Raw genomic sequence first — 22,422 nt, forward strand, 5'->3', positions numbered from 1 at the left:
GAAAATTATGAAAACAACAATCTCAGTTCTGCTGTTTTTTGTAACCTTTTGTGGTTTTTCGCAAGTAGGTATTAATACCGATACACCATTGAGTATGCTGGATATTAATGGGAATTTGTCTTTAAAGGTGGTTACTTTAAATGGTGGATCGCAAAATAATGCCACACCGATAAACGATGGTATTTATATCAATCTTATTCCTACAGTGAATAATTTGGAGTTTATTTTGCCGGACGCAGATGCTGTTCCTGGAAGAATTTATATTTTAAGAAATATCACCAATAATTTAAATGCTGAAATTTACAGTTTTGATGGTGGTTTTTTTTCAGGTGATAGCAGGTTAGCGACTACAATTTCTGTTACAGATTTGACACCACGTGTCATAATGGCTCCCGATGCTGATAATAACGGCGGTGATATTACCAAAACGTTAATATTTATTAGTGATGGTAATAATTGGACATACGGACGTCTTGGTCTTTAGTTCATTCCTTAACATTTCTTTCCAATATCTTCATTTTATAGATTGTATCTTTACAGTAAAAAAAGAACAATGCTTACTTGGAAAGATATTATCAATTTCGCGGTTAACGGTAACCCCAAACCAGACCGAATTGTTACCAAAACTGAGCAAGAATGGCGAGAACAGCTCACCGATGATCAGTATAGAATCACCCGAAAGAAAGGCACCGAAGCACCTTTTACCGGTGCACTTTGTCACGCCCACGAACCCGGATTGTACAATTGTATTTGCTGTGGTACAACTTTGTTCGACTCCACCATAAAATTCGATTCAAAATCAGGGTGGCCTAGTTTTACCCAACCTTACAAACCCAATTCGGTGAAGTACGAAAAGGATAGTTCGTTCGGAATGGTAAGGGTTGAAATTATGTGTAATACCTGCGATGCGCATTTGGGTCACGTATTTCCCGATGGTCCTGAACCTAGCGGATTGCGTTATTGTGTGAATTCAGAATCTATAACTTTACAAACCCAACATGAGCGCAACTAATTTAGAAATGGCTACCATAGGCGGCGGTTGCTTTTGGTGTACAGAGGCGGTTTTTCAACGTATTAATGGTGTAGAAAAAGTGGTGTCGGGTTATTCGGGCGGAACTGTTCCCGGGAAACCTACTTATCGTGAAATTTGCTCCGGATTAACCGGACATGCCGAAGTTATTCAGGTAAGTTTTAATCCTGAAATCATATCTTATCAAATTATTTTGGAGATTTTTATGACCACTCACGATCCAACCACACTCAATCGTCAGGGCGCCGATGTTGGTACACAATACCGCTCGGTAATCTTTTATCATAATGATATCCAAAAGGAGATAGCACATCAGGTGGTTTCAGAATTAGCAAGTTATTTTAGCAATCCGATAGTTACCGAAATTTCGCCTTTGACCAAGTTTTTTGAAGCCGAAGATTACCATCAAAATTATTATAACCAAAATCAGGAACAAGGTTACTGTAGTTTTGTAATTTCCCCTAAAATTCAAAAACTAAAATCGCAACACGCTCAATATTTAAAAGCCTAATGCAACTTCACATTGATAATAGCTTTATAGAAGAACTGCCGGCAGACGATGTCACAGACAACCATGTTCGGCAGGTGTTTGAGGCGGCTTATTCGTATGTTAATCCTAAAGTTCCGAAACAGCCTAAATTACTTCATGTGTCTCCGGAAATGATTGAAGCTGTTGGTTTAAATCTTGAAGATGCCAATTCAAAACAATTTTTGGAAGTATTTTCAGGAACGTCTGTTTATCAAAATACAAAACCATACGCCATGGCTTATGCCGGACACCAATTTGGAGTTTGGGCCGGACAATTGGGCGATGGTCGCGCCATAAATTTATTTGAAGTTTGGCAGAACAACAAACGTTGGGCCTTTCAGTTAAAAGGTGCCGGACGTACACCTTATTCTCGTCAGGGCGACGGACTGGCGGTGTTGCGCTCTTCTGTAAGAGAATACCTTTGTAGCGAAGCTATGTACCATTTAGGTGTGCCAACCACCCGCGCCTTGTGTCTTATAGAATCTGGTGAGGATGTATTAAGAGATATGCTGTATAACGGTAATGCCGAATATGAAAAAGGCGCTATTGTTTGCCGTGTTGCGCCAAGTTTTTTAAGATTTGGGAATTTTGAATTGTTTGCTGCCAGACAAGATTATGATAATTTAAAGAAATTAACAGATTACACTATTAAATATTTCTATCCGCATTTGGGTCAACCTTCAAAGGTTGTCTACATTCAATTTTTCCAGGAAGTTACCCAACGCACACTCAAAATGATAATAGATTGGCAACGTGTAGGCTTTGTCCATGGGGTGATGAATACCGACAATATGTCCATCCTGGGGCTCACTATTGACTACGGTCCGTATGGCTGGCTCGAGGGCTTTGAATACAACTGGACACCCAATACCACCGATGCCGAAAATAAACGCTACCGTTACGGCAATCAGCCTAACACAGCCTTATGGAATTTGCTGCAATTGGCCAATGCCTTGTATCCTTTAGTTGAAGAAACCGCACCATTTGAAAAAATCTTAAATCAGTATAAAATAGATTTTGAAGTGGACTATCTCAATATGATGCGCAGTAAAATTGGTTTAGTGCAGCAACTTGAAACCGATGCCGATTTGATAGCGAGGTTAGAAGCATTGTTGTTGAAGCACGAAACAGATATGACCATATTTTTCAGAAAGTTGTGTAGCTACCAAAAAGGAAAGATATCAGAAGGTTTTGATTTGATAAAAGAAGCCTTTTATGATGATGACAACTTTCCCGAAACTTTAAAAATGACATGGTTAAAATGGATTGAGGATTACAACGAAAGACTTCAAATGGAGCCTGCCGGCAATGTACAACGCAGCGAAACCATGAAGCGCGTTAATCCAAAATATGTGCTTAGAAATTACATGGCACAGCTAGCTATAGACGATGCCAATAAGGGTAATTATCATATGATTGACGAATTGTTTCAACTTCTCAAAAAACCATATGATGAGCAACCTGAAAACACCAAGTGGTTTGCTAAACGACCGGAGTGGGCAAGGCATAAGGTGGGCTGTTCTATGTTATCTTGTAGTTCTTAGTGTAGACTCTAACTGTTAACAATTCATTATTTTTAATCACTATAACTGTATCGAAACAAAGATGGTTTCTCATTCTTATTTGAAGAGAAACCATCCTGATAACTAAAAGTGTAAGTAAAAAGTTTTATTTTTTACAAAAGATCAGTTTATTTAATAATTACTTTTTGAGTCATTTTAGCTGAATTGCTTTCAAGACTTATAATATAAACACCTTTTTCTAATTGATTTGTGTAAAAACTTTGTTGCATGATATCTAAACTTAAAGGTCTTGAAATAACCAATCTTCCTTGGGCATCGTACAGTTTAGCCACCGTTGGTTCTGTAATTAAGCCATAAATTATAATAGATTGCGATTCAAAATTGCTAAATACTTTTAATTTATTAAATTCAGAGTTGTTTAATGACAAAGCATTATCTCTAAATGCTAGATAGAAGCGCCCAAATGCATTAAGTGTGCTGCTAGGGGTTAACACGTAATCGTTATTGTTTATCAATACTGAAGTTTGTGTTAGCGCATCTTCTAAATACACACCAATATTACTAGGTAATGTATTCTCTGCAATACTAATTTTAAGTTGCTGACCAATACTTGCTTTAACGCCTAACGGAATTGTGAGATCGCTATAATCTGTTTCATCAACCGATTGAATTGCCAACGGTAAGCCGGTATTTCCTTCTGCTAAATAAGAGAAAATCGAAAAGTTAGGAGCCGTTCCACCCCAGATTTGGGCGTCATACCCCTTATCTAAACCTCTGCTAGAATTAGCGTTAAAATAAAAATCGGTATGGTATGATTTATCGCTTTGACTTAGATTTAGTCTTAAATAACTCGAAGTGGTTGAGGTACTTCTTCCAAGAATAAAGTCATCTGAAGTTCCTTTTTCTCTCATAGAGGGTAAAAAGTTAACAGTGCCACCTTCCGGTTTTGAAGACACAAAGAAACCTTGTCCCGGAGTAATTAAAGCGTCAGGATTTTGTGCGGCATAAGCTAAGTTCCAAACAGTCCAACCATCACTTGCATTACCGTCATATCCGTAAATTGCGGCACTATTATTGGCAAACTCCGAATTATTTTCGGTTAAAAAGTCTCCTACCTTAATGTACGACGGATATGGATTTCCTATTAAATTCCAAATTTGGAAAGCAGGACCGGAATTGCTAATAGGTACTGAAATAGGGCCTGTATTTACTGTGCCGGTAAAGGTGAAGGTACTTGTGTTTGTAGAAGCGGCTCTATAACCAATAGCAGGGTCTAGTGTGGCTGTTTCAGCTTCTGAATAAACAACATAAGCACCGGTTTCTTTATTAAACGGACCAAAAAGATACAGCGTGTTGGTACTATTACTTACAATATTGTCATTGTTAGATAAAAATTCAACAAATGACTGACCTGTAAGTGGCGCTGAAATTAAATCATTAGCGTCAGATTCGCCCGGATTGGCTGTTCTGTTTACATGTCGTTTGTATAGAATATTTCCATCTACAGTGCCGTTAGGTATAAGGCTGGAATACGACGTAGAAGTAGATAGAAGCTCTAAAGTACCGTTACCTTTTATGTCGCCTTGTGTTGTAATAGAGTTCCCGGCTTCAACTTTTACGGATGTGTTCTGTCTAATGTTTAGAATATTGAGCGCAATGTCAGAATCTACTGTATACTCACCACTAAGAATGATTGCGTTATCTGATACAGTTGTTTCGCTTGGAGCATTAGGACTCCAGCTGGTTCCGTCATAAATTAAGTTATAACCTGTAGCACTTAGAGTAATTATTAGGCTATCTGAGTTATTGTAATTGATGGTAAGTATTGCATTTTTTTCGTCAAGGTCTGTACCTAAATATGAAACTATGAGATCGTGAGAAGCATTTGCTCCAATTAATTTAAATGGAATATTACCCGAGTCTAAACTAAACTCGGCAGCATCGTCCCCAGTTATAGTTATGTCTTTGAGTATGGCACCTACGTTACCGTCGCTGTTGGAGATTGAAATTGTCTTGGTTTCACCAATTTCAAAATTTATGGTAGTTTCAGATGAAAGGATACTCACAGCACTCGCTGTCCCTATGGGATTATCTTGTCCATAGAATTCCATATTTTTCTGATTGCTTGGCCCTCTTAATGGAGAACCACCTGCCACGAATAGTCCGCCACCCGAAACAATTCCCTGGGTTCCGTGTCTTCGATTGATTAATGGAGCTCCAAGGGACCAAGACTGAGAAACCGGATCATAAATTTCAGTAATATTAAAGGCATCTGTACTTGCTAATGATTCCCCACCGGCAACAATAAGTTTATCTTCAAAATTAGCCACTACAGCACCGGCTCTTGGCGTTGGAATGTCTAGGGCATTAGGCAAGGTACTCCAACTTTCAGTAGCAAAATCATAAACATCAATCTCTGATATCACTGGGCTAAAAACTCCTTCCGGCCCACCAGAGAGTCGTCCTGAGGCGGCATATAATTTTCCATTGATAACGGCAGAGTGAAAGTGGTCACGAGCTCTTGGAGCGTCAGTGAGTTCAGTCCATATTCCGGTATGTGGGTCGTATTCGTCGAACCAGCTCACGTAGCCACCACTATGCCCATTGGTATTACCCGCTAAAACATAAAATTTATCGTTGTGAACAACCAATCCTGCTGAACCTCTTTTTCTACTGGCTGGTATTTCTGGTCCCTGCACCCATTCAAGGGTTGCCGGGTTGAAAGTCCAAATAAAATCTGCCGGAGTTTCAGAAGGAAAGCTATTGGTTTTATACGCTCCAATAACCCAAATTAAACCTTCATATTCAATAGCTTGAAAATGGTTAAACTCGAAAGGTGCAGAATTTGCTAAAGTATTCCACGTATTTGTTGTATAATCATAGATATCTATACTTTGTGCATTCTCTCTACCTCCAAATAAATAGAATTTATCTCCTGCTTGAACAAAAGAGCATTCGTGACGGCCGGTGTAATTTTCATTTTCATTTTTATCAAACCAGAAATTATTAGTAACAACCCAAATAAAACTTATTGTAACGGCATTATTTGATGAGGGATCGCTATCGTCAACTGTTATGCTCACGTTATATGGGCTGTTGGCATCAGCGTTTAAGCCAATCGTACCCGTAATTTGTCCATTCGTTGTATTAATTGATATGCCCGGTGGCAGGTCTATGGCGCTATATTGAAGGTTTCCGTCTCCACCCGAGGCAATAACACCAAAACCGGATTCTAAGGTTTCACCGGGAAAACTAAACTGATTTTCAATATTATTTACAATGATTGGAGGAATGAAAGATGCAGCATTTAAAATTTCTATAGCATTGATTAAAGGGTTTTCTACCACACGTTCGAATAAAACATTTAAGACTTCATCGGTAAGACTTACCGGAACCGAAATCATACCGCCTACCTGATTTCCAAATCTCTCAACCAAATCTAAATTATCAGCGGCAAGTATTCCTTCCACAGAAATATTGAAGACACGGCTGCCAATTGTTGAAGTTCCGCTAAAGCTGTTACCCAGATATAGATTAACAATATAATCACCATTAGGTAACGGGATATCAAACTGCATTTCCGGCAGTGCCGGAGGGTCCCATCGCTCTTGGGCGAAAATTGCGGTATAAGTTGCTTCGTCTATATAAGCCGGGATTGAGCTATCTCTATTGGCATAAATTAAATTTCCAACAGCAATATTACCGGTATTAACGTTATAGCCTTCACCGTTAACCGCACCTATAGTATTATTGGCTACCCAGTCTAATTCACCGTCGGTTGCTGTAAATGCAGCGCCACCGGCGTTGACTCTAAACACTACTAATGGAGCTTCTTTAATGGTCCAAATAAATTCTACTGAAATGGCATCGGTTGTAATGGCATCACTATCATCTACCGTAACAATAACATTGTATGGGCTATTTTGTTCGGCATTTAGTTCAATGGTTCCTGAAAATTCGCCCGTATTAGGGTTTAAACTAATTCCGGGTGGTAATCCAACCGCAGTGTACTGAAGATCACCGGTACCTCCAAAAGCTTCAACACCAAAACCTGGATTTATTTCGTCTCCAACGAAATTTGTTTGATCGTTTATATTATTAACTAAAATTGGTGCATTTGGAGCAGCAACGTTTAAAATTTCAATGGCATTAATCAATGGATTTTCTACAACGTGTTCAAATAAGATATTTAATACTTCGTCATTAAGAGTAACCGGAACCGAAATCATACCGCCTACCTGATTTCCAAATCTCTCAACCAAATCTAAATTATCAGCGGCAAGTATTCCTTCCACAGAAATATTGAAGACACGACTGCCAATTGCTGAAGTTCCGCTAAAGCTGTTACCCATATACAGATTAACGATATAATCACCGTTAGGTAAGGGAATATCGAACTGCATTTCAGGTGCTGCCGGTTGATCCCAGCGCTCTTGGGCGAAAATTGCGGTATAAGTTGCTTCGTCTATATAATCCGGGATTGAGCTATCTCTATTGGCATAAATTAAATTTCCAACAGCAATATTACCGGTATTAACGTTATAGCCTTCACCGTTAACCGCACCTATAGTATTATTGGCTACCCAGTCTAATTCACCGTCGGTTGCTGTAAATGCAGCGCCACCGGCGTTGACTCTAAAGACCACCAGGGATTTTTGTTTAACGGTCCATATGAAATTTGAGATAATAGGCCCTGATTCAGTTCCGGTTGCGGTAATGGTAACATTATAAATACCATCATTATTAGGTCCGCCAATTTCGGCACCTTCAGGGATAATTCCTGTAATGATTCCGGTTTCTGAATCAATGGTAATGCCGTTTGGTTGCCCTTCAATGCTGTAGGTTATTGTTTCTAGTGGGAAGCCTCCAAAAGTGATTATGGGAATATTTATGTTGTCTTCAACTTCAGAAATAAAATCTTCAATAGCTACAATTTCAAGTGGTATAATCTCAACAGTCCAAAGAAACTGTATGGTAACCGCATCTGTAGAAATGGCATCACTATCGTCAATTGTAATTGTTACTAAATATGGACTATTATCTGCAGAATCAGGCCCCAAAGTGCCTCCAATCTGACCATTGGTAGGTTCTATTACAACTCCTGGAGGTAAACCGGCAGCACTAAATTGAAGATTGCCATCGCCACCAATGGCCACAACTCCAAGACTTCCATCTAATGCTTCACCAGGAAAACTAATTTGATCAGGAATGACACCAACGTATATAGGGGTATCTAAGGAAGTTGCTTCTAAAATTTCTATACCATTTATTAATGGGTTTTCAGTATCATGCAAAAATGAAATATTGATTTCACCATCATTTACAGGCACAACGGTTGATATCACACTACCAACCTTATGACCGAATCTATCAGATAAATCTACTCCACTTAATTGAGGATAAGGATTACCTTCAATTGTAACATTAAAAATACGCTGACCGGGTTGAGAGGTGCCGTCAAAACCATTCATCAGATATAAACGCACTTCATAATTTCCGTTTTCAGCAACGGGAAAAGCATAGGTTAAATTTGGCGGGCCGGGATTACTATCAAATCGTTCGGTTGTAAAAATAGCGACAGGTACTTTGTCTGTATTGACATTAGTTGTTGAGTTGATAGTTGTACTAAAAGTAGTATTTGAACCAGGCTCTTGAAGGTATTCGTTATTATTAGCTACCGTATCGGCTGACCAATTAACACCTGCATCGTCTATAGCCGTGATTTCAGGTCCGCCGGTATTAACTCGATATAGAACTGTAGGCTCTTCTGTAACGATTACGGTAAAGCTTTGTTCAACAAAATTTTCGTCGGCATCTGTAGCTCTTATGGTAATATTTGATAATGCAGGCAAAGCCGGAAATGTTAAACTTAGTGTATTATCAACTATGATTGCTCCAATTGAACTGTCTGTGTTTGCTGTAACGGTAAAGGTTAATTCTTCAATATCGCCGTCGTCTGTAAAATAATTATTGAGGTTTATTTCTTCGGTTGGGGAACCTACCAATCTATCTATATTTGGTATAGGTAGATTAACAAATGGCTGGCTGTCTAAAACATTTAAGAAATCCCATGAGCCTTCTAACTCCACACCATCTACACCGGAAGTGCCTATAAAGCCCACTGCTAGATCTTTATCGATATCTTGGAGGACTTCTAATATTTTACCTTGAGCAGTTAGTGTGGTTATATCAACTTTAGGATTTGAATCAATTCTGTAAGAAAAGCTTACCTCTCCGTTTGCCGGATTAACAACAAAATAAAATCTAATTTTATCAGTGGTTCGGTCTTCAACCGGAATAACTACATTAGTAGGTGTTTGTGGTATATCGTCAATTTCTTGCTGTACGGTAAAACCATCTACCGTTACCATAAATTTGATAAAATTACTTTGCGTGCCATCCCCAATAAAAAAGCCTAGTTCGCCACCAATAGCAGCTGTATTTCCGTACAATCTCAAATTACTGCCATCAAAACCATTCATCCCGCCAATAACTGAAAAGGGTGAAGTATTGGCATCGACTTTTACACCGTACTGATAGCCTTTTTCTTGATTGTTGATGCTGCCATTAGCTGTACCCGAGGTCATATGCGAGGTCATGATTCCCGGCGCGCCGCCTAATACGTCGTTAGGATTTGGATCATTAGGGTCGTCTCTGCGGTCTATCCAATTGAGCCAATTGGGTCCTGTATCGCCGTTATTCATAAGTCCGGTCATTCCCAGCCCAAAAATACCACCTAGGCCTTGTTGATCGTTAAAAAGGTCATTTGCGATAGGTATAGTAAACGCCTGTTCATTAGCGGGTTTAAGCGGGTTTCCTAATTGAAACGGGTCTTCTGCATCAGGAATGCCGTCTCCATCATCATCAGGATCGTTGAGGTCTGAAATAAAAGGTGGTCCAAGAATTTTGTCAAAATCTGAGGGTTGAGATCCTCCATTACAATAATCTGTACCGTTGTCAATCTCGTCTTGGTTGGTGTAGCCATCACCGTCATAGTCTGCTAATGGCTCGAATTCCGGATCGTCAGGAGCTATACAATTTATTGCATCCTGAGGCTCTAGCACCACTATATTGCCATTAAAGGTACCTCCCCAAACAGTTCCGGGAAATATGTCGTTGTCGCCATTACTAGTTAAACCAAGCACATTACCGCCGAGACCTGAGAAAAAATTCTCGTCCAGTGTACCGGTGGTGCCATCTTGAGACAGGATGACTCTTCTAATATTTCCGCCACTATGGCCGGCTAATAGATTGCCCTTTAAAGCGCCATTAAAATTACTGGCTGTGTATTCGGCGATTGAATTGGTATTGGTTCCCCAAGTAACCACAGGATTATCTTGAGGCCCGTCTGGATTAAATATAGTTGGGCCTCGCCAATCACCTTCTACAGGGTTGGCTATTTGTACCGGTGGCCAGTTTGCAGGAAGACCTTGATTTGGATTGGTTGTTGAGTTTGGTCTTGAGCCGTCGGGATCATAAATTTGAGTACGCCATATAGGTGAGCCAAAAGTACCCAGTGCGCTGGTATTGTCTGTGTAGAGTCCGGCGCCTTGCGGATTGGCTCTAACAGGGTTGGGATGACCACCGTAAAGACTGTTAAAAGTATAGGTGTTTAAATTGGTTGTTACCAGCTGAAGATGATCTACATTATCAACAAATTCTCCACTTGCAGCAGGATTAGAGGCTGTGCTACCTGGTTCTCCGGGAATGTAGTTATTTGTTGCATTGGCAGTCCCTTGATTTTCAGGTAAGCCGCCCCAACCTTGATTGGCACCGTTGTCGGTAACATAAAGTGCGCCACTTTCGGTAACTACCAAATCGTAGGCATTTCGATAACCGGGAGATAAAATTTGCACAGGACCATCCGGGTCTATAATGGCCATATTAAGACCGTCATTACCACCAAACGGATCACCAATGTCTATACCGTCATAACCCGGGTCATCAGGGTCTGTAATACCATTCACATTAGGTCTTGTTGGATCGTCTAAGGTTGGTAAATCGTAAATATAATCACGGCCATCGTCATTTAAGATGGGCATGGCTTCTAGCATGTCTAAATTAATGGCTAACACTGCTCCCGATAATGCGTACTCACAAGTAAACACGAAATTAATAGATGGCGCTCCGCCATTGGTATGGCCACCACTAGCCGCAATCAGGTAGTTGGTGCCATTTATGGTTGCTAATTCTAGTCCGTTAGTAGCATGATTTTCTTCAGATCGCGGTAGTCCTCTAACAATATCTACAACATCCCAAGAAGCACCATTCCACGAAAATCGTGTAATGATTCCCGAGTTGGTATCTAATCCAACGTCTTGAGAGCCACCTCCTGAACCGGCTCCTATTCTAATGTCGCTCGAACTTACGTAAAATACCGGATTTGTAGCGGTTCCACCTACAGCAATACCAATTGTTTCTCTTGCGGCAGGATCACTTCTAGTTACACCATCGTCATCATGATCTTTGATGGTTAAAATACCATCAAGTACTTCGTTATTGGTTACCACATAGTCTGTTGGGCCATTGCGTTCAATGGTCAAAATTTTAACAGCACCGGTATATTCTACCACATAGAGGCGAGAGTCCGGACCAAATGTCATACCCGTAACTGCCGAAACATTACCGTTACCATTAAAATTTAAATTACTTTGGGCAAAATTTATTTGGGCTTTTGAAAATTGAGTTAGTGCCAAAAATAAAAATAGGGTAAGGATAAGTAGATTTAACGGGCTGTTTGTTTTAATTGTATTCATTGAATTATGAAATTTTTAAAAGGTAAAAGTACATGTTCAATCTTAAAATATTTTGATTATTAACAGGTTATTCGTTTAAAATAATAAATTTATCGTTCAACTGTTTTTTTAATATCCCAACTCCTTAGATATTGTGATTTCTAATGAAATAAGGACGTTGTCAAAAAAAAAGAAAATTGATTATAGTAAATAATCAAGTAGAATAGAGTTAAAATTAAGATTGAAATGGCCGGCTATTATTGATGATCTTAACTTATAAATTTTTTCCGGCGAATGTTTGTATCAAATAGTTTTAAATTTGTTTTAAACTAATAAAGAATTGATCGATTATTACAATGTTATCATTATTGGTGGTGGTGCCGCCGGATTTTTTGCAGCAATCAATATTGCCGAAAAACATCCGCATTTAAAAGTTTCCATTTTAGAGCGAGGAAGCGAAGGACTCCAAAAGGTAAAAATATCGGGAGGTGGCCGATGTAATGTTACCCACGCTGAATTTATTCCGCAGGAATTGGTGAAAAATTACCCAAGAGGTGAGAAAGAATTATTGGGGCCGTTTCATCAGTTTATGACCGGCGATACCATTGAATGGTTTGAAAAGCGCGGTATCCCTTTAAAAATAGAGGAAGACGGACGCATGTTTCCTGAAACTGATTCATCAAAAACAATTGTAGATTTTTTTTTAAATGAGGCCGAAAGATTAGGTGTGAAGGTACTGTATAACCAATCGGTAGTTGGGTTTGAAGAAAATGAAACGCTCTGGAAAATAAGCACTAAAAAAGATGTTTTTACCTGCGAAAAACTAATTATAGCCACCGGCAGCAATCCCAAAATATGGAATTTATTGGAACAACTGGGTCATACCATCGTTAAGCCGGTACCGTCGTTGTTTACTTTTAATATTAAAGATAAGCGCATTCAGGATATTCCGGGTGTATCGGTGCCTCACGTGCAGGTAAAAGTGTTAGACAGTAAACTAACTTCCGAAGGTGCTTTGCTGGTTACTCATTGGGGTTTAAGTGCACCGGCTATTTTAAAATTATCGGCATTTGGCGCCTTAGAATTGGCTGAATGCAATTATCAATTCAAAATTGAAATTAATTTCATAAGCATTGGTTATGACGAATGTCTCACATTGTTAAAAAACTTCAAACTTACTGAAGCCAAAAAACAAGTGGGTAAATACAGCCGCTTTGAGTTACCAAAGCGCTTGTGGCAAAATCTGGTTAAGGCCTCTCAAATTTCTGAAAATAAAACTTGGGCCGATTTAAATTTGGAGCAGTTAGAAGCTTTGGCTACTCAGCTTACCAAAGCCTTATTTGAGGTGAATGGCAAAAGCACCTTTAAAGAAGAATTTGTTACTGCCGGTGGTGTTGACCTAAAGGAAGTTAATTTTAAAACGTTTGAAAGTAAACTTCACAATCATCTTTATTTAGCCGGTGAAGTCTTAAATATTGATGCCGTAACGGGCGGATTTAATTTTCAAAATTGCTGGACTTCGGCTTTTATTCTTTCTAAAAATATATAAGATTCATATAAAAAGTATATATTTGATATATTAAAATTGTATATCATGGGAAAGACAAAGAAATTAATCGAATTAGACGATAAAGCCATTAAAATTCTTGAGCAGCAAGCCAAACTTCAAAAGCGCTCACTAAAAAATTACATTGAATTCACTCTTGAAGATACCGCGGCGCGTTTTAGTGAACCTTCCGATGCCTACAAGGCGATGATGGATGATATGATAAAGCGTCATGACGAAGGAACCCTTGAAACGTTTCCTGTATCAGAAGTTTTAAAGCAGTATGGAAGAAAACTTTGAATTTTCTGCCGAAGCTAAATCAGAGCTTTTTAGAGCGAGGTGTTATTTTAAATTGATTGGTAGAGAGGAAGAGTTTTTGGATGATTTAATAAATCAATTAAACATTATTCAAAATATGCCTGAGGCTTTTCAAGTAAGATATAAAAGTATTCGAATTGTTCAATTTGACAGATTTGACTACTCTATTCATTATAGACTTCAATTAAATGGAAAAATCACCATCTATCATATAATCAATCAAAAACAAGATTTTTAATTTCAATTTCCAAAACCAAATACTTAGTATCTTTGCCCCGCATGACAACAGAACACTTTATTCCAAAACATAGTAATTCAACATTAACAGCTGGGAGCGTTTCATGGCAATCGCCCAGTAATATTGCCTTGGTGAAATACTGGGGGAAGTATGGTGAGCAATTGCCTAAAAACACATCTATAAGTTTTACTCTGAGTAATTGCCATACCAAAACCAAGTTGAATTATACACCTTCTAACTCTAATACATTTGAATTCGAGGTTTATCTTGACGGCCAACGCGCTGAAAGTTTTGAACCCAAAATTTTAAAGTTTTTTGAACGCATTGAAGTTTATATGCCGTTTTTAAAACAGTTCAAGTATAAAATAGAAACCACCAATAGTTTTCCGCATAGCAGTGGTATTGCGTCTTCGGCCAGTGGCATGAGTGCTTTGGCATTGTGTTTAATGAATTTAGAAAGACTTGTAAATTCGGATATCACAGACGAGTATTTTTATGCTAAAGCGTCGTTTTTGGCAAGATTAGGTTCGGGTAGTGCCTGCAGAAGTATTCAAGGTCCGTTGGTGGTTTGGGGTGAACACTCGGTTTTACCCGGAAGCAGCAATTTAGTTGGTACCACTTTACCTTTTGAACTTCACAGTAATTTTAAAGATTATTGCGACACCATCTTACTGGTAGATGAAGGCGAAAAAGTGGTGTCGAGTACTGTTGGTCATAATTTAATGCACAAACACCCTTTTGCCGAACAGCGTTTTAGTCAGGCTAATCATAATTTTGAAAAAATCATTGAGGTTTTAAAATCGGGTGATTTAGATAGTTTTATGGAAATAGTTGAAAGTGAAGCGCTCAGCTTACATGCCATGATGATGACCAGTCATCCTTATTTTATTTTAATGAAGCCCAATACTTTGAGCATTATTAATAAGATCTGGGAATTTAGAAGACAATCAGGCAGCAAAGTCTGTTTTACCTTAGATGCCGGCGCCAATGTTCATGTGTTGTATCCCAATGCCGAAAAAGAACAAGTGAGATACTTTATTACGAATGAATTGGCTTCCTTTTGTGAAAACAAAAAATATATTAACGACCAGGTTGGTAACGGAGCATTTGCTTTAATTTGATAAATTATACTTAAAAAACGGCATTCAAATAGTTTGTATCACTTTAATTATTAGATTTGTATCGCTTATCAGACTCATTGCCTATGAAAGGTCCGTTGTTTTATTCTAAAATCTTACTCTTTGGAGAGTATGGTATTATTAAAGATTCTAAAGGTTTATCCATTCCATACAACTTCTATAATGGCGCCTTAAAAATGGATGGTAATACATCTGAGAAGGCTTTGAAATCAAATGAAAGCCTAAAAAAATTCACACATTATATCACCAATCTAGATAAGAGTCTAGTGCGTTTTGATATAGAGGCATTAAAGACCGACGTTGATTCCGGAATGTACTTTGACTCATCTATTCCGCAAGGTTACGGAGTTGGTAGTAGCGGTGCTTTGGTGGCTGCTATTTACGATAAATATGCGCTTGATAAAATTACAGTTTTAGAAAATCTCACCCGTGAAAAGTTATTAGAACTTAAGCAGATTTTTTCTGAAATGGAATCGTTTTTCCACGGTAAGTCGTCCGGATTAGACCCATTAAACAGTTATTTAAGTCTTCCAATTTTAATCAATTCAAAAGATAATATTGAAGCTACCGGTATTCCCTATCAAAAATCATCAGGGAAAGGAGCAGTATTTTTATTAGATAGTGGCATTGTTGGTGAAACAGCACCAATGGTTGGGATCTTTATGGAAAATATGAAGCAAGAAGGTTTTAGAAATATGCTCAAAGACCAGTTTATCAAATATACCGATGCCTGTGTTGACGATTTTCTGAAAGGTGATGTAAAGTCGCTTTTTAAAAACACCAAGCAACTGTCTAAGGTAGTTTTAAATAACTTTAAGCCCATGATTCCACAACAGTTTCATGAGTTGTGGCAAAAAGGCATAGAAACCAACGACTACTATTTAAAACTTTGTGGTTCTGGCGGTGGTGGTTATATATTAGGATTCACCGAGAATATTGAGAAAGCCAAAATATCGTTAGAAGGTCATAAAATTGAAGTAGTTTATAACTTCTAATCGAGCTATATCAAGGCAGACTCTTTTAGGTCCTGCTAAAAAATAATTCACCATGCTATCTCGCAGTCAAAAACATATACTTATTAAGTTTTTTAGTCTGTTCTCGGTAGTAAGAGGCTACAATATTCTTGTAGTTGTTGTTGCGCAGTACCTAGCCTCTATTTATATTTTTGCCTCAGACTTGCCCATTTCCACTGTTATATTTGATATAAACTTATTAATGCTAGTATTAGCTTCATCGGCTTCAATAGCGGCAGGCTATATTATTAACAGTTTTTACGACTCAGAAAAAGATTTAATAAACAGGCCACAAAAAACCATGATAGATAGGTTGGTAAGTCAAAACACCAAGTTGTCTTTTTATTTTATTCTCAATTTTTTAGCCGTTGTTTTTGCTAGTTATGTATCGTTTAGAGCCGTTGTATTTTTTGCGTTTTATATTTTTTCAATTTGGTTGTATTCTCATAAATTAAAAAAGATTCCATTGCTTGGAAATATTTTTTCGGCGTTACTAACCGTGACCCCGTTTTTTGCCATTTTTATTTATTACCGCAATTTTAACGAAGACATTTTTTTTCATGCTACTTTTTTGTTTTTACTGTTAAGTATTAGAGAAATGGTAAAAGATTTAGAGAATCTTCAAGGCGATTTTACCCAAAACTATCAAACAATACCTGTGAAATTTGGCGTTAGGGTTTCAAAAAGCATCATTTCAATTTTTGTTTTTTTAACCATAATCCCAGCGGTTATTCTTATAACCAGTTATAATTTAGGTTATATGTATGTCTATTTTTATTTGAGTATGGTGCTGTTGGTTATAGCCTTAATTGTGTTGTGGATGTCTAATTCAAAACAGCAGTTCTGGTGGTTACACAACCTCTTAAAATTTGTAATTGTTTTGGGTGTGCTTTGTATTGTTTTGATTGATATCGATGCGCTACTTAAAAAGATTATATAATTTAATTACAGATAAATATTAAGATTTACTTAATAAATTAAAAGCCGTTAAATTCTTTTAAACCTTTATTTTTGCAGGAATTTAAGCTGTTTATAATCTAAATTTAAAAAGTAATCGTATCTAAATTATACAATCAATTAACCTAATCTAAATTTCACATTTTTGAAAATAAAATTCCTCTTTTTGTTTCTAGTTTTAATTAGTTTTGAGTTGTTGAATGCGCAGATAAAACCTGAATTTGGTTTAAAATTTGGAGTTAATCTCGCAGATATGCGAACAGATGAAAATACCTTAAGCCCAAGATCTACCTTTCATTTTGGTTTTGAAGCCGAGCAACAACTCAGCAGCAAATGGAGTTTGCAAACAGAATTGCTTTACTCAAGACAAGGTAATGTGCGCAGAGGTCGTACCGAAGAAGGCGTTAAATTTGATAATATCTTAGCCTTAGATTATTTAAACATTCCAATATTTGCAAACTATTACTTAAAAGATGGCTTATATATAAGCTCAGGGATGCAATTAGGATTTTTGTTAAGAGCTCAACTTCAGGAAACCGTTGGAACAGATTCTAACCAGCAAAATGTTAATGACAATTATAAAAATACAGATGTAGGTATGATTTTTGGAGCGGGATATAAAACCGATTGGGGTTTTAACGTGGGGTTAAGATATAATTGGGGTTTTACCAATGTATTAAAAGAACCACTAGCATATACGCTTGTAGAAAGAAATTCGGTTTTACAATTATATATGAGTTATCGAATAAAATAAAAACGCTTTGATTTACAATAAGATAAAATATTTCTTACTCTGTATTTTCTGTTTTGGAAGTATAGTTACTTTAAAGGCTCAAGAAACCTTCAAAGGTAATTTTCAGCTTACCGACACCATTTTCGGGCATGCCGAATACAACTATGCAACAAAAAATAATACCAGCATTTTTGTAGGAGCCTTTAAATTTAATTATTCAAAAAAGTTTAATGAGGTATTTAGAACCCTCAGCTATCAAGGGAATTTTGATGAGAATAAAAAAACCGGACAATGGATATTTTCTTCAAAAAACCTTGTTAAATCAGACTCCTTAAATATTTCAGATTATCAAATCAGCTATACTGCCAGTGGATTTGAATATCGCGTTCAAGGCCAATTTAAAGATGGCAAGGCTTGGGGAGATTGGGTCGTTATCGAACAAAACTTTAAAGATGCCACTCCATTAGATACTATTTTTTCGGCAAATGCGGTATTTGAAAATGGTAAAATGATTAATGAATTAAGGGCTAAATCCCAAAAAATGAGCTTAGATGGTCTGTTTGATAATGACGGTATGGCTAATGGCACCTGGGTAATTCTTCATAACCTTGATGATAAAATTATAGAAGAAAGAAGAGTTTATGAGAACGGGGTTTTTAAAAATCATTTTTTGAGTTATAAGGGAGAAACCCATCAAATAGAACACTTTGGTTTAGGTACTACTAAAGATGAAGATGAAGCAAACTGGGAAATTATTGATGTAAGAAATCAATATTTCAACATTTTTGAATTAAGTAACATTGGTTTTAAAGGCAATTCAAATCTGCCAGAAGTAAACGATGTAAAGCGTTTAACACACACCGCAAACGACTTTATGGAAAGATCAATCACATCTTTTGCTTTAAAAAATAATTTTAATATATGGAATAACATCACAAATGAACAAGAAATTGAATTTGGTAAATTTAAAGTGAGAAAATATCCATACACCAAAAATGAAAAACAAATAGTTGCCGATATCATTTCCTACAGCAGCAATATTTCTAAGACTCTCAAACAATTTTTTAATAATCCACAGATTGAATTAGGTAGACTCAATTTCGAATCTTTAAATAGATGCTATGCTGTTTTGGAAGTCTATAAAAACCATTTAAAAGAAATTGATGCTCTGGCCGAAAAAATTTCCAATCCGGCTCTCGAGTATTTAGATAGAAGCACTTTCGTAAAAAGTATTGCGCCTAATTTTAATTTAGGTGACAGCATTACATATAGCTTCAAGGAAGATACGTATTCAGAGAATCATAATTTCCCAACGGTGCCTTTAAAAGACGCTTTTAATATGGAATCTGCCCATCAATTTTTCAAATCTATTCAACAAGATTTAAGTTCGGTGTATAAAGAAGCGGCCGTTGTTTTGAACGATTTGCAAAAAATGGAAGATTTGTCCGATTTAGAGACATCATTTGTGCAAAAAAGAAATGAAATTCAAAATCGCTTTAATAATTCCGAAAACGACGAATACTACAACAATTTTCATATAGATTTTAAGGATGTTGTTCAAGCATTTTCAGAACAACAGTTCAAATCTTATGCAGCTTTGAGTTTAGACGATAAAAAACAACGAATTGATGATTATTTAGCTTGTTTTGAGGACGTATTGAACCTCTATGATTTTCTGGCCGATTTGCAAATAAAAATTAACCGACTTGATGAAACTTACATACGAACTACGTTTAATCCATACCTGATGGTTGATATGGACGAGCGCATAAAAGAGCGACTTTACAACGCTTACATTGACATTGCTTTGCCTTATTTATTAGATAAAATGAAGAATGAATTTGAATGTGAAAACATAGATCTTAACACCGAAAACATTAAAAATTTAATCAATAAAATGTCTCAACTCAGAGATGAAGATACGGCTGTAAAAGAGCGGCAACTTAGACGTGTAAAAGATGCTTTAGAAGTATTTGGCATCATAGAGCTCGATATTAACTAATCCAAACAAAATCATCCTTGAAGAAAATTTACATTCATTTTTCCGTTCTTCCTTTGTATTGTCTGGTTTGGTTATCGTCGTATGGACAAAATACAGAGCCTGAAGCTTCATTGGTCAATCCGCAAACTACACTTACATGGATTGGAAATTATGGCACATTTAGGTTGAGCGACAAATTTTATTGGCATGCCGAATTGCATTACAGAAGGCGCGAATCTGCTAACACCTTGTTTTATGGCCAAATGGCTCAAATTTACAATAGACATGGTATTAAATATGTGCCTACTAAAAATTTTAGTGCCACCTTTGGTGGTGTTTTAAGATTTGACTTTAATCCCAATGCAGAAGATGGCTTTGAAAGTATGATTTTAGAGCCCAGACTTTGGCATGAATATATTTGGACCATGCCTTATGAACACCTACGAATTTATCACAGGTTAAGATTTGAACACAGATGGAGCAGAGGTTTTGCTGAAAATTCAGATTGGCGCTTTAGAAATCGCTGGCGATATAAGTTTTTAATGAAAATACCCCTTAATAAACCCAATTTACAACCGGGTGCTTTTTATTTTAGTCCAGATGTGGAGCTAATCATGCAATCGGGTAAAACCATTAGTGATAACACACTTGAGGACTTGCGTATTTTTCCGACATTTGCATATATTGCAAGCCCAAGAGTGACGTATTCAGCGGGTTTAATGTACACTACCGGTCAAACGGAAGAAGCCGGCTATATCTACCGTGAGCGGTGGATTTTGAGGTTTAATGTTTATTTAAATTTCGATTTTAGAAAAGGAGAACAAAAAATTCCGGAAACTAATTTTTACGATTAACAAATTTATGAGTACAGAAATCACTAAAAAACTAAAATTATATAAGTCACTATCGCTGTTTTTTTTAATAACAAGTGTTGCCGTAGTGACAATTTTTATCGTGAATGTTTCTAAAAACAAAGGGCAACAACAAGAAGGTTTTGTATCGATGGAAGAGCACAATAAACTAGCTGAAGATTTTGGAATAGCCCACGAAATTTTGAAATTAGACCAACAGCTTCTGGCTAATGGAGATCGTCAAAATATTCTTGACAAATTAGAATCTTTTGCATCCACTATCGACGACAATAATTTGAATGATGTTGTTAAAAATAGGATTGCATTTACTAAAAACTTGATTAAAGCTCAAAAGGAAGATGAGTTTTCTCAGCAAGATTTACAAACCGAATTGCTTAATAAGAGTCAAATAATTGATTCATTGGTAAATATCAGTGATAGCTTAAATACAACCCTGGCTAACTACAAAAAAAATACAGTTCGCAAAACAGATAGCTTAATCGCAACTTCTAAGAAAAAGGAAATACAATTATCCAGAAAGGAAACTGTAAAAGTAATCACCTTTAAAAACGGCAGTGGTAATCTTATTCATTATTTAGGTGAAACAGAAGGAGATAAAGCTAAAGGTAACGGAGTTGGTATTTGGAACACTGGCTCTATTTATCGCGGTGAATGGTTAAATAATAAGCGTCACGGTAAGGGCGAATTTACCTGGAGTGATGGTCAAAAATACAGCGGCGATTTTATTGACGATATTAGAACAGGTAATGGCATTTATTATTGGCCAAGTGGTGAACGTTATGAAGGCGAATTTTTAAACAACAAACGACACGGTAATGGTATTTTTTACGACCCTGACGGTAATGTAAAGTTTAATGGCGAATGGAAAAACGATAAATTCTCGGCCAGCTAAAAAGTTTATGTCATCTAAATTAAAACAACTAACTTTACAAAAATCAATACGGTAATTTAACATATGAGCAGACATCAAGGCAGTAATGAAAGACGCGGAAAGAAAATGTCGGGTCGTGGTGGCTCGTATAAATCGCAAGCTAATTTGGCGCGCGGTAATGCGCCAATAAAAAAAGTATCTGCTCCTAATAAAGAATCTGAAGAGCGTAACGGTATCAGACTAAATAAATACATTGCAAATTCGGGCATTTGCTCGCGTAGAGAAGCAGACGATTATATTGCTATTGGGTTGGTAACCGTAAATGGCAAGATCATCAACCAAATGGGTTATAAAGTACAGCCCGGTGATGAGGTTCGCTATGATGGTGCCGTTGTTAATCCAGAAAAACCAACTTATGTTCTTTTAAATAAGCCCAAAGGTTTTGCAACTACCACAAGCAATGCCAAAGATAGAACCGTTATGGATTTAGTAGCAAATGCTACCAACGCTAAAATTAAACCAATTGGAAGATTAGGACGTAATTCTACGGGCTTATTGCTGTTCACCAATGACGATGATATTACCAGAAAATTTACGCAATCTAAACACGGAGTACCAAGACTGTTTCAGGTGGAGCTTGACAAAAATCTAAAGTTCGAAGATTTTAAGAAAATACAGGATGGCTTTAAGATTGACGGTAAACTCATTTCGGTTGAAGAAATTAGTTACATTGAAAGTTTGCCAAAAAACCAGATAGGGCTAAAGATTAAAAACACAGGTAACAGTATTATCAGAACTATTTTTGAGAATTTTAATTACGACATTATTAAAATTGATTGTGTGTCAATAGCGCATCTAACCAAAAAAGATTTAACTCGTGGGCACTGGCGTTTTTTAACCCAGCAAGAGGTAAATACTTTAAAAATGTTATAGTTTT

16 protein-coding genes are annotated in these 22,422 nt (G+C 37.0%); 15 read left to right on the forward strand and 1 reads right to left on the reverse strand.

From position 1 onward, the window contains the following. Nucleotides 1-7: 7 nt before the first annotated feature. The 4 genes from FJ651_RS13630 (at nt 8) to FJ651_RS13645 (ending at nt 3,103) form a co-directional block, all read left to right on the forward strand. Entirely contained in the window at nt 8-484 is a 477-nt protein-coding gene (locus tag FJ651_RS13630) for a hypothetical protein (RefSeq protein WP_140991096.1), read from the forward strand. A 69-nt stretch (nt 485-553) separates the two neighbouring features. Beyond that, on the forward strand, nt 554-1,012 hold the full coding sequence (msrB, locus tag FJ651_RS13635) for a peptide-methionine (R)-S-oxide reductase MsrB (RefSeq protein WP_140991097.1): 459 nt from the start codon (nt 554-556) through the stop codon (nt 1,010-1,012). Beyond that, entirely contained in the window at nt 999-1,541 is a 543-nt protein-coding gene (msrA, locus tag FJ651_RS13640) for a peptide-methionine (S)-S-oxide reductase MsrA (RefSeq protein WP_140991098.1), read from the forward strand. Before msrB ends, msrA begins: the two co-directional genes overlap by 14 nt. Then, the gene (locus tag FJ651_RS13645; protein WP_140991099.1) at nt 1,541-3,103 is read left to right on the forward strand and encodes a protein adenylyltransferase SelO; all 1,563 of its coding nucleotides are present in this window, start codon (nt 1,541-1,543) and stop codon (nt 3,101-3,103) included. The genes msrA and FJ651_RS13645 overlap by 1 nt, the downstream gene beginning before the upstream one ends. Before the next feature lie 146 nt (nt 3,104-3,249). Here the strand turns inward: FJ651_RS13645 and FJ651_RS13650 are convergent, their stop codons facing one another. Then, nucleotides 3,250-11,838, reverse strand: a complete 8,589-nt coding sequence (locus FJ651_RS13650; RefSeq protein ID WP_140991100.1) for a malectin domain-containing carbohydrate-binding protein — start codon at nt 11,836-11,838, stop codon at nt 3,250-3,252. Between the two features lie 319 nt (nt 11,839-12,157). Between FJ651_RS13650 and FJ651_RS13655 the strand changes: the two genes are divergently transcribed. The 11 genes from FJ651_RS13655 to FJ651_RS13705 all read left to right on the forward strand — a co-directional run bounded on the left by FJ651_RS13655 (nt 12,158) and on the right by FJ651_RS13705 (nt 22,418). Further along, a complete protein-coding gene (locus tag FJ651_RS13655) occupies nt 12,158-13,366 on the forward strand; it encodes a BaiN/RdsA family NAD(P)/FAD-dependent oxidoreductase (RefSeq protein ID WP_394348097.1) in 1,209 nt (402 codons plus the stop codon). Nucleotides 13,367-13,411: 45 nt separating this feature from the next. Next, nucleotides 13,412-13,663: a hypothetical protein gene (locus FJ651_RS13660; protein ID WP_140991101.1), complete on the forward strand. Its 252-nt coding sequence runs from the start codon at nt 13,412-13,414 to the stop codon at nt 13,661-13,663. After that, complete coding sequence (locus FJ651_RS13665; RefSeq protein ID WP_140991102.1) at nt 13,647-13,919, forward strand: type II toxin-antitoxin system RelE/ParE family toxin; 273 nt, start codon at nt 13,647-13,649, stop codon at nt 13,917-13,919. The genes FJ651_RS13660 and FJ651_RS13665 overlap by 17 nt, the downstream gene beginning before the upstream one ends. Nucleotides 13,920-13,960: 41 nt before the next feature. Next, nucleotides 13,961-15,040, forward strand: coding sequence for a diphosphomevalonate/mevalonate 3,5-bisphosphate decarboxylase family protein (locus FJ651_RS13670; RefSeq protein WP_140991103.1), 1,080 nt, complete (start codon nt 13,961-13,963; stop codon nt 15,038-15,040). A gap of 83 nt (nt 15,041-15,123) precedes the next feature. Then, nucleotides 15,124-16,053 carry a mevalonate kinase family protein gene (locus tag FJ651_RS13675; protein WP_140991352.1) on the forward strand — a complete coding sequence of 310 codons (930 nt, stop codon included), beginning with the start codon at nt 15,124-15,126 and terminating at the stop codon, nt 16,051-16,053. 52 nt (nt 16,054-16,105) lie between these two features. After that, the gene (locus FJ651_RS13680) at nt 16,106-17,011 is read left to right on the forward strand and encodes a geranylgeranylglycerol-phosphate geranylgeranyltransferase (RefSeq protein WP_140991104.1); all 906 of its coding nucleotides are present in this window, start codon (nt 16,106-16,108) and stop codon (nt 17,009-17,011) included. A gap of 183 nt (nt 17,012-17,194) precedes the next feature. After that, nucleotides 17,195-17,782 carry a porin family protein gene (locus tag FJ651_RS13685; protein WP_216746155.1) on the forward strand — a complete coding sequence of 196 codons (588 nt, stop codon included), beginning with the start codon at nt 17,195-17,197 and terminating at the stop codon, nt 17,780-17,782. Nucleotides 17,783-17,789: 7 nt separating this feature from the next. Further along, nucleotides 17,790-19,763 carry a hypothetical protein gene (locus FJ651_RS13690; RefSeq protein WP_140991106.1) on the forward strand — a complete coding sequence of 658 codons (1,974 nt, stop codon included), beginning with the start codon at nt 17,790-17,792 and terminating at the stop codon, nt 19,761-19,763. A gap of 17 nt (nt 19,764-19,780) precedes the next feature. Beyond that, nucleotides 19,781-20,596: a DUF2490 domain-containing protein gene (locus FJ651_RS13695; RefSeq protein WP_216746156.1), complete on the forward strand. Its 816-nt coding sequence runs from the start codon at nt 19,781-19,783 to the stop codon at nt 20,594-20,596. A gap of 7 nt (nt 20,597-20,603) precedes the next feature. Then, nucleotides 20,604-21,506, forward strand: a complete 903-nt coding sequence (locus FJ651_RS13700) for a hypothetical protein (RefSeq protein WP_140991108.1) — start codon at nt 20,604-20,606, stop codon at nt 21,504-21,506. Nucleotides 21,507-21,569: 63 nt separating this feature from the next. Then, a complete protein-coding gene (locus FJ651_RS13705; RefSeq protein ID WP_140991109.1) occupies nt 21,570-22,418 on the forward strand; it encodes a pseudouridine synthase in 849 nt (282 codons plus the stop codon). Nucleotides 22,419-22,422 lie beyond the last annotated feature (4 nt).

It is taken from the genome of Paucihalobacter ruber (assembly GCF_006494535.1).
GTDB classification, from domain to species: domain Bacteria; phylum Bacteroidota; class Bacteroidia; order Flavobacteriales; family Flavobacteriaceae; genus Paucihalobacter; species Paucihalobacter ruber.

Coding starts and splice junctions, on each gene's coding strand:
- FJ651_RS13630 (WP_140991096.1), top strand. CDS start 8: ATGAAAACAACAATCTCAGTTCTGCTGTTTTTTGTAACCTTTTGTGGT.
- FJ651_RS13705 (WP_140991109.1), top strand. CDS start 21,570: ATGAGCAGACATCAAGGCAGTAATGAAAGACGCGGAAAGAAAATGTCG.
- FJ651_RS13645 (WP_140991099.1), top strand. CDS start 1,541: ATGCAACTTCACATTGATAATAGCTTTATAGAAGAACTGCCGGCAGAC.
- FJ651_RS13670 (WP_140991103.1), top strand. CDS start 13,961: ATGACAACAGAACACTTTATTCCAAAACATAGTAATTCAACATTAACA.
- FJ651_RS13675 (WP_140991352.1), top strand. CDS start 15,124: ATGAAAGGTCCGTTGTTTTATTCTAAAATCTTACTCTTTGGAGAGTAT.
- FJ651_RS13660 (WP_140991101.1), top strand. CDS start 13,412: ATGGGAAAGACAAAGAAATTAATCGAATTAGACGATAAAGCCATTAAA.
- msrA (WP_140991098.1), top strand. CDS start 999: ATGAGCGCAACTAATTTAGAAATGGCTACCATAGGCGGCGGTTGCTTT.
- FJ651_RS13650 (WP_140991100.1), bottom strand. CDS start 11,838: ATGAATACAATTAAAACAAACAGCCCGTTAAATCTACTTATCCTTACC.
- FJ651_RS13700 (WP_140991108.1), top strand. CDS start 20,604: ATGAGTACAGAAATCACTAAAAAACTAAAATTATATAAGTCACTATCG.
- msrB (WP_140991097.1), top strand. CDS start 554: ATGCTTACTTGGAAAGATATTATCAATTTCGCGGTTAACGGTAACCCC.
- FJ651_RS13665 (WP_140991102.1), top strand. CDS start 13,647: ATGGAAGAAAACTTTGAATTTTCTGCCGAAGCTAAATCAGAGCTTTTT.
- FJ651_RS13680 (WP_140991104.1), top strand. CDS start 16,106: ATGCTATCTCGCAGTCAAAAACATATACTTATTAAGTTTTTTAGTCTG.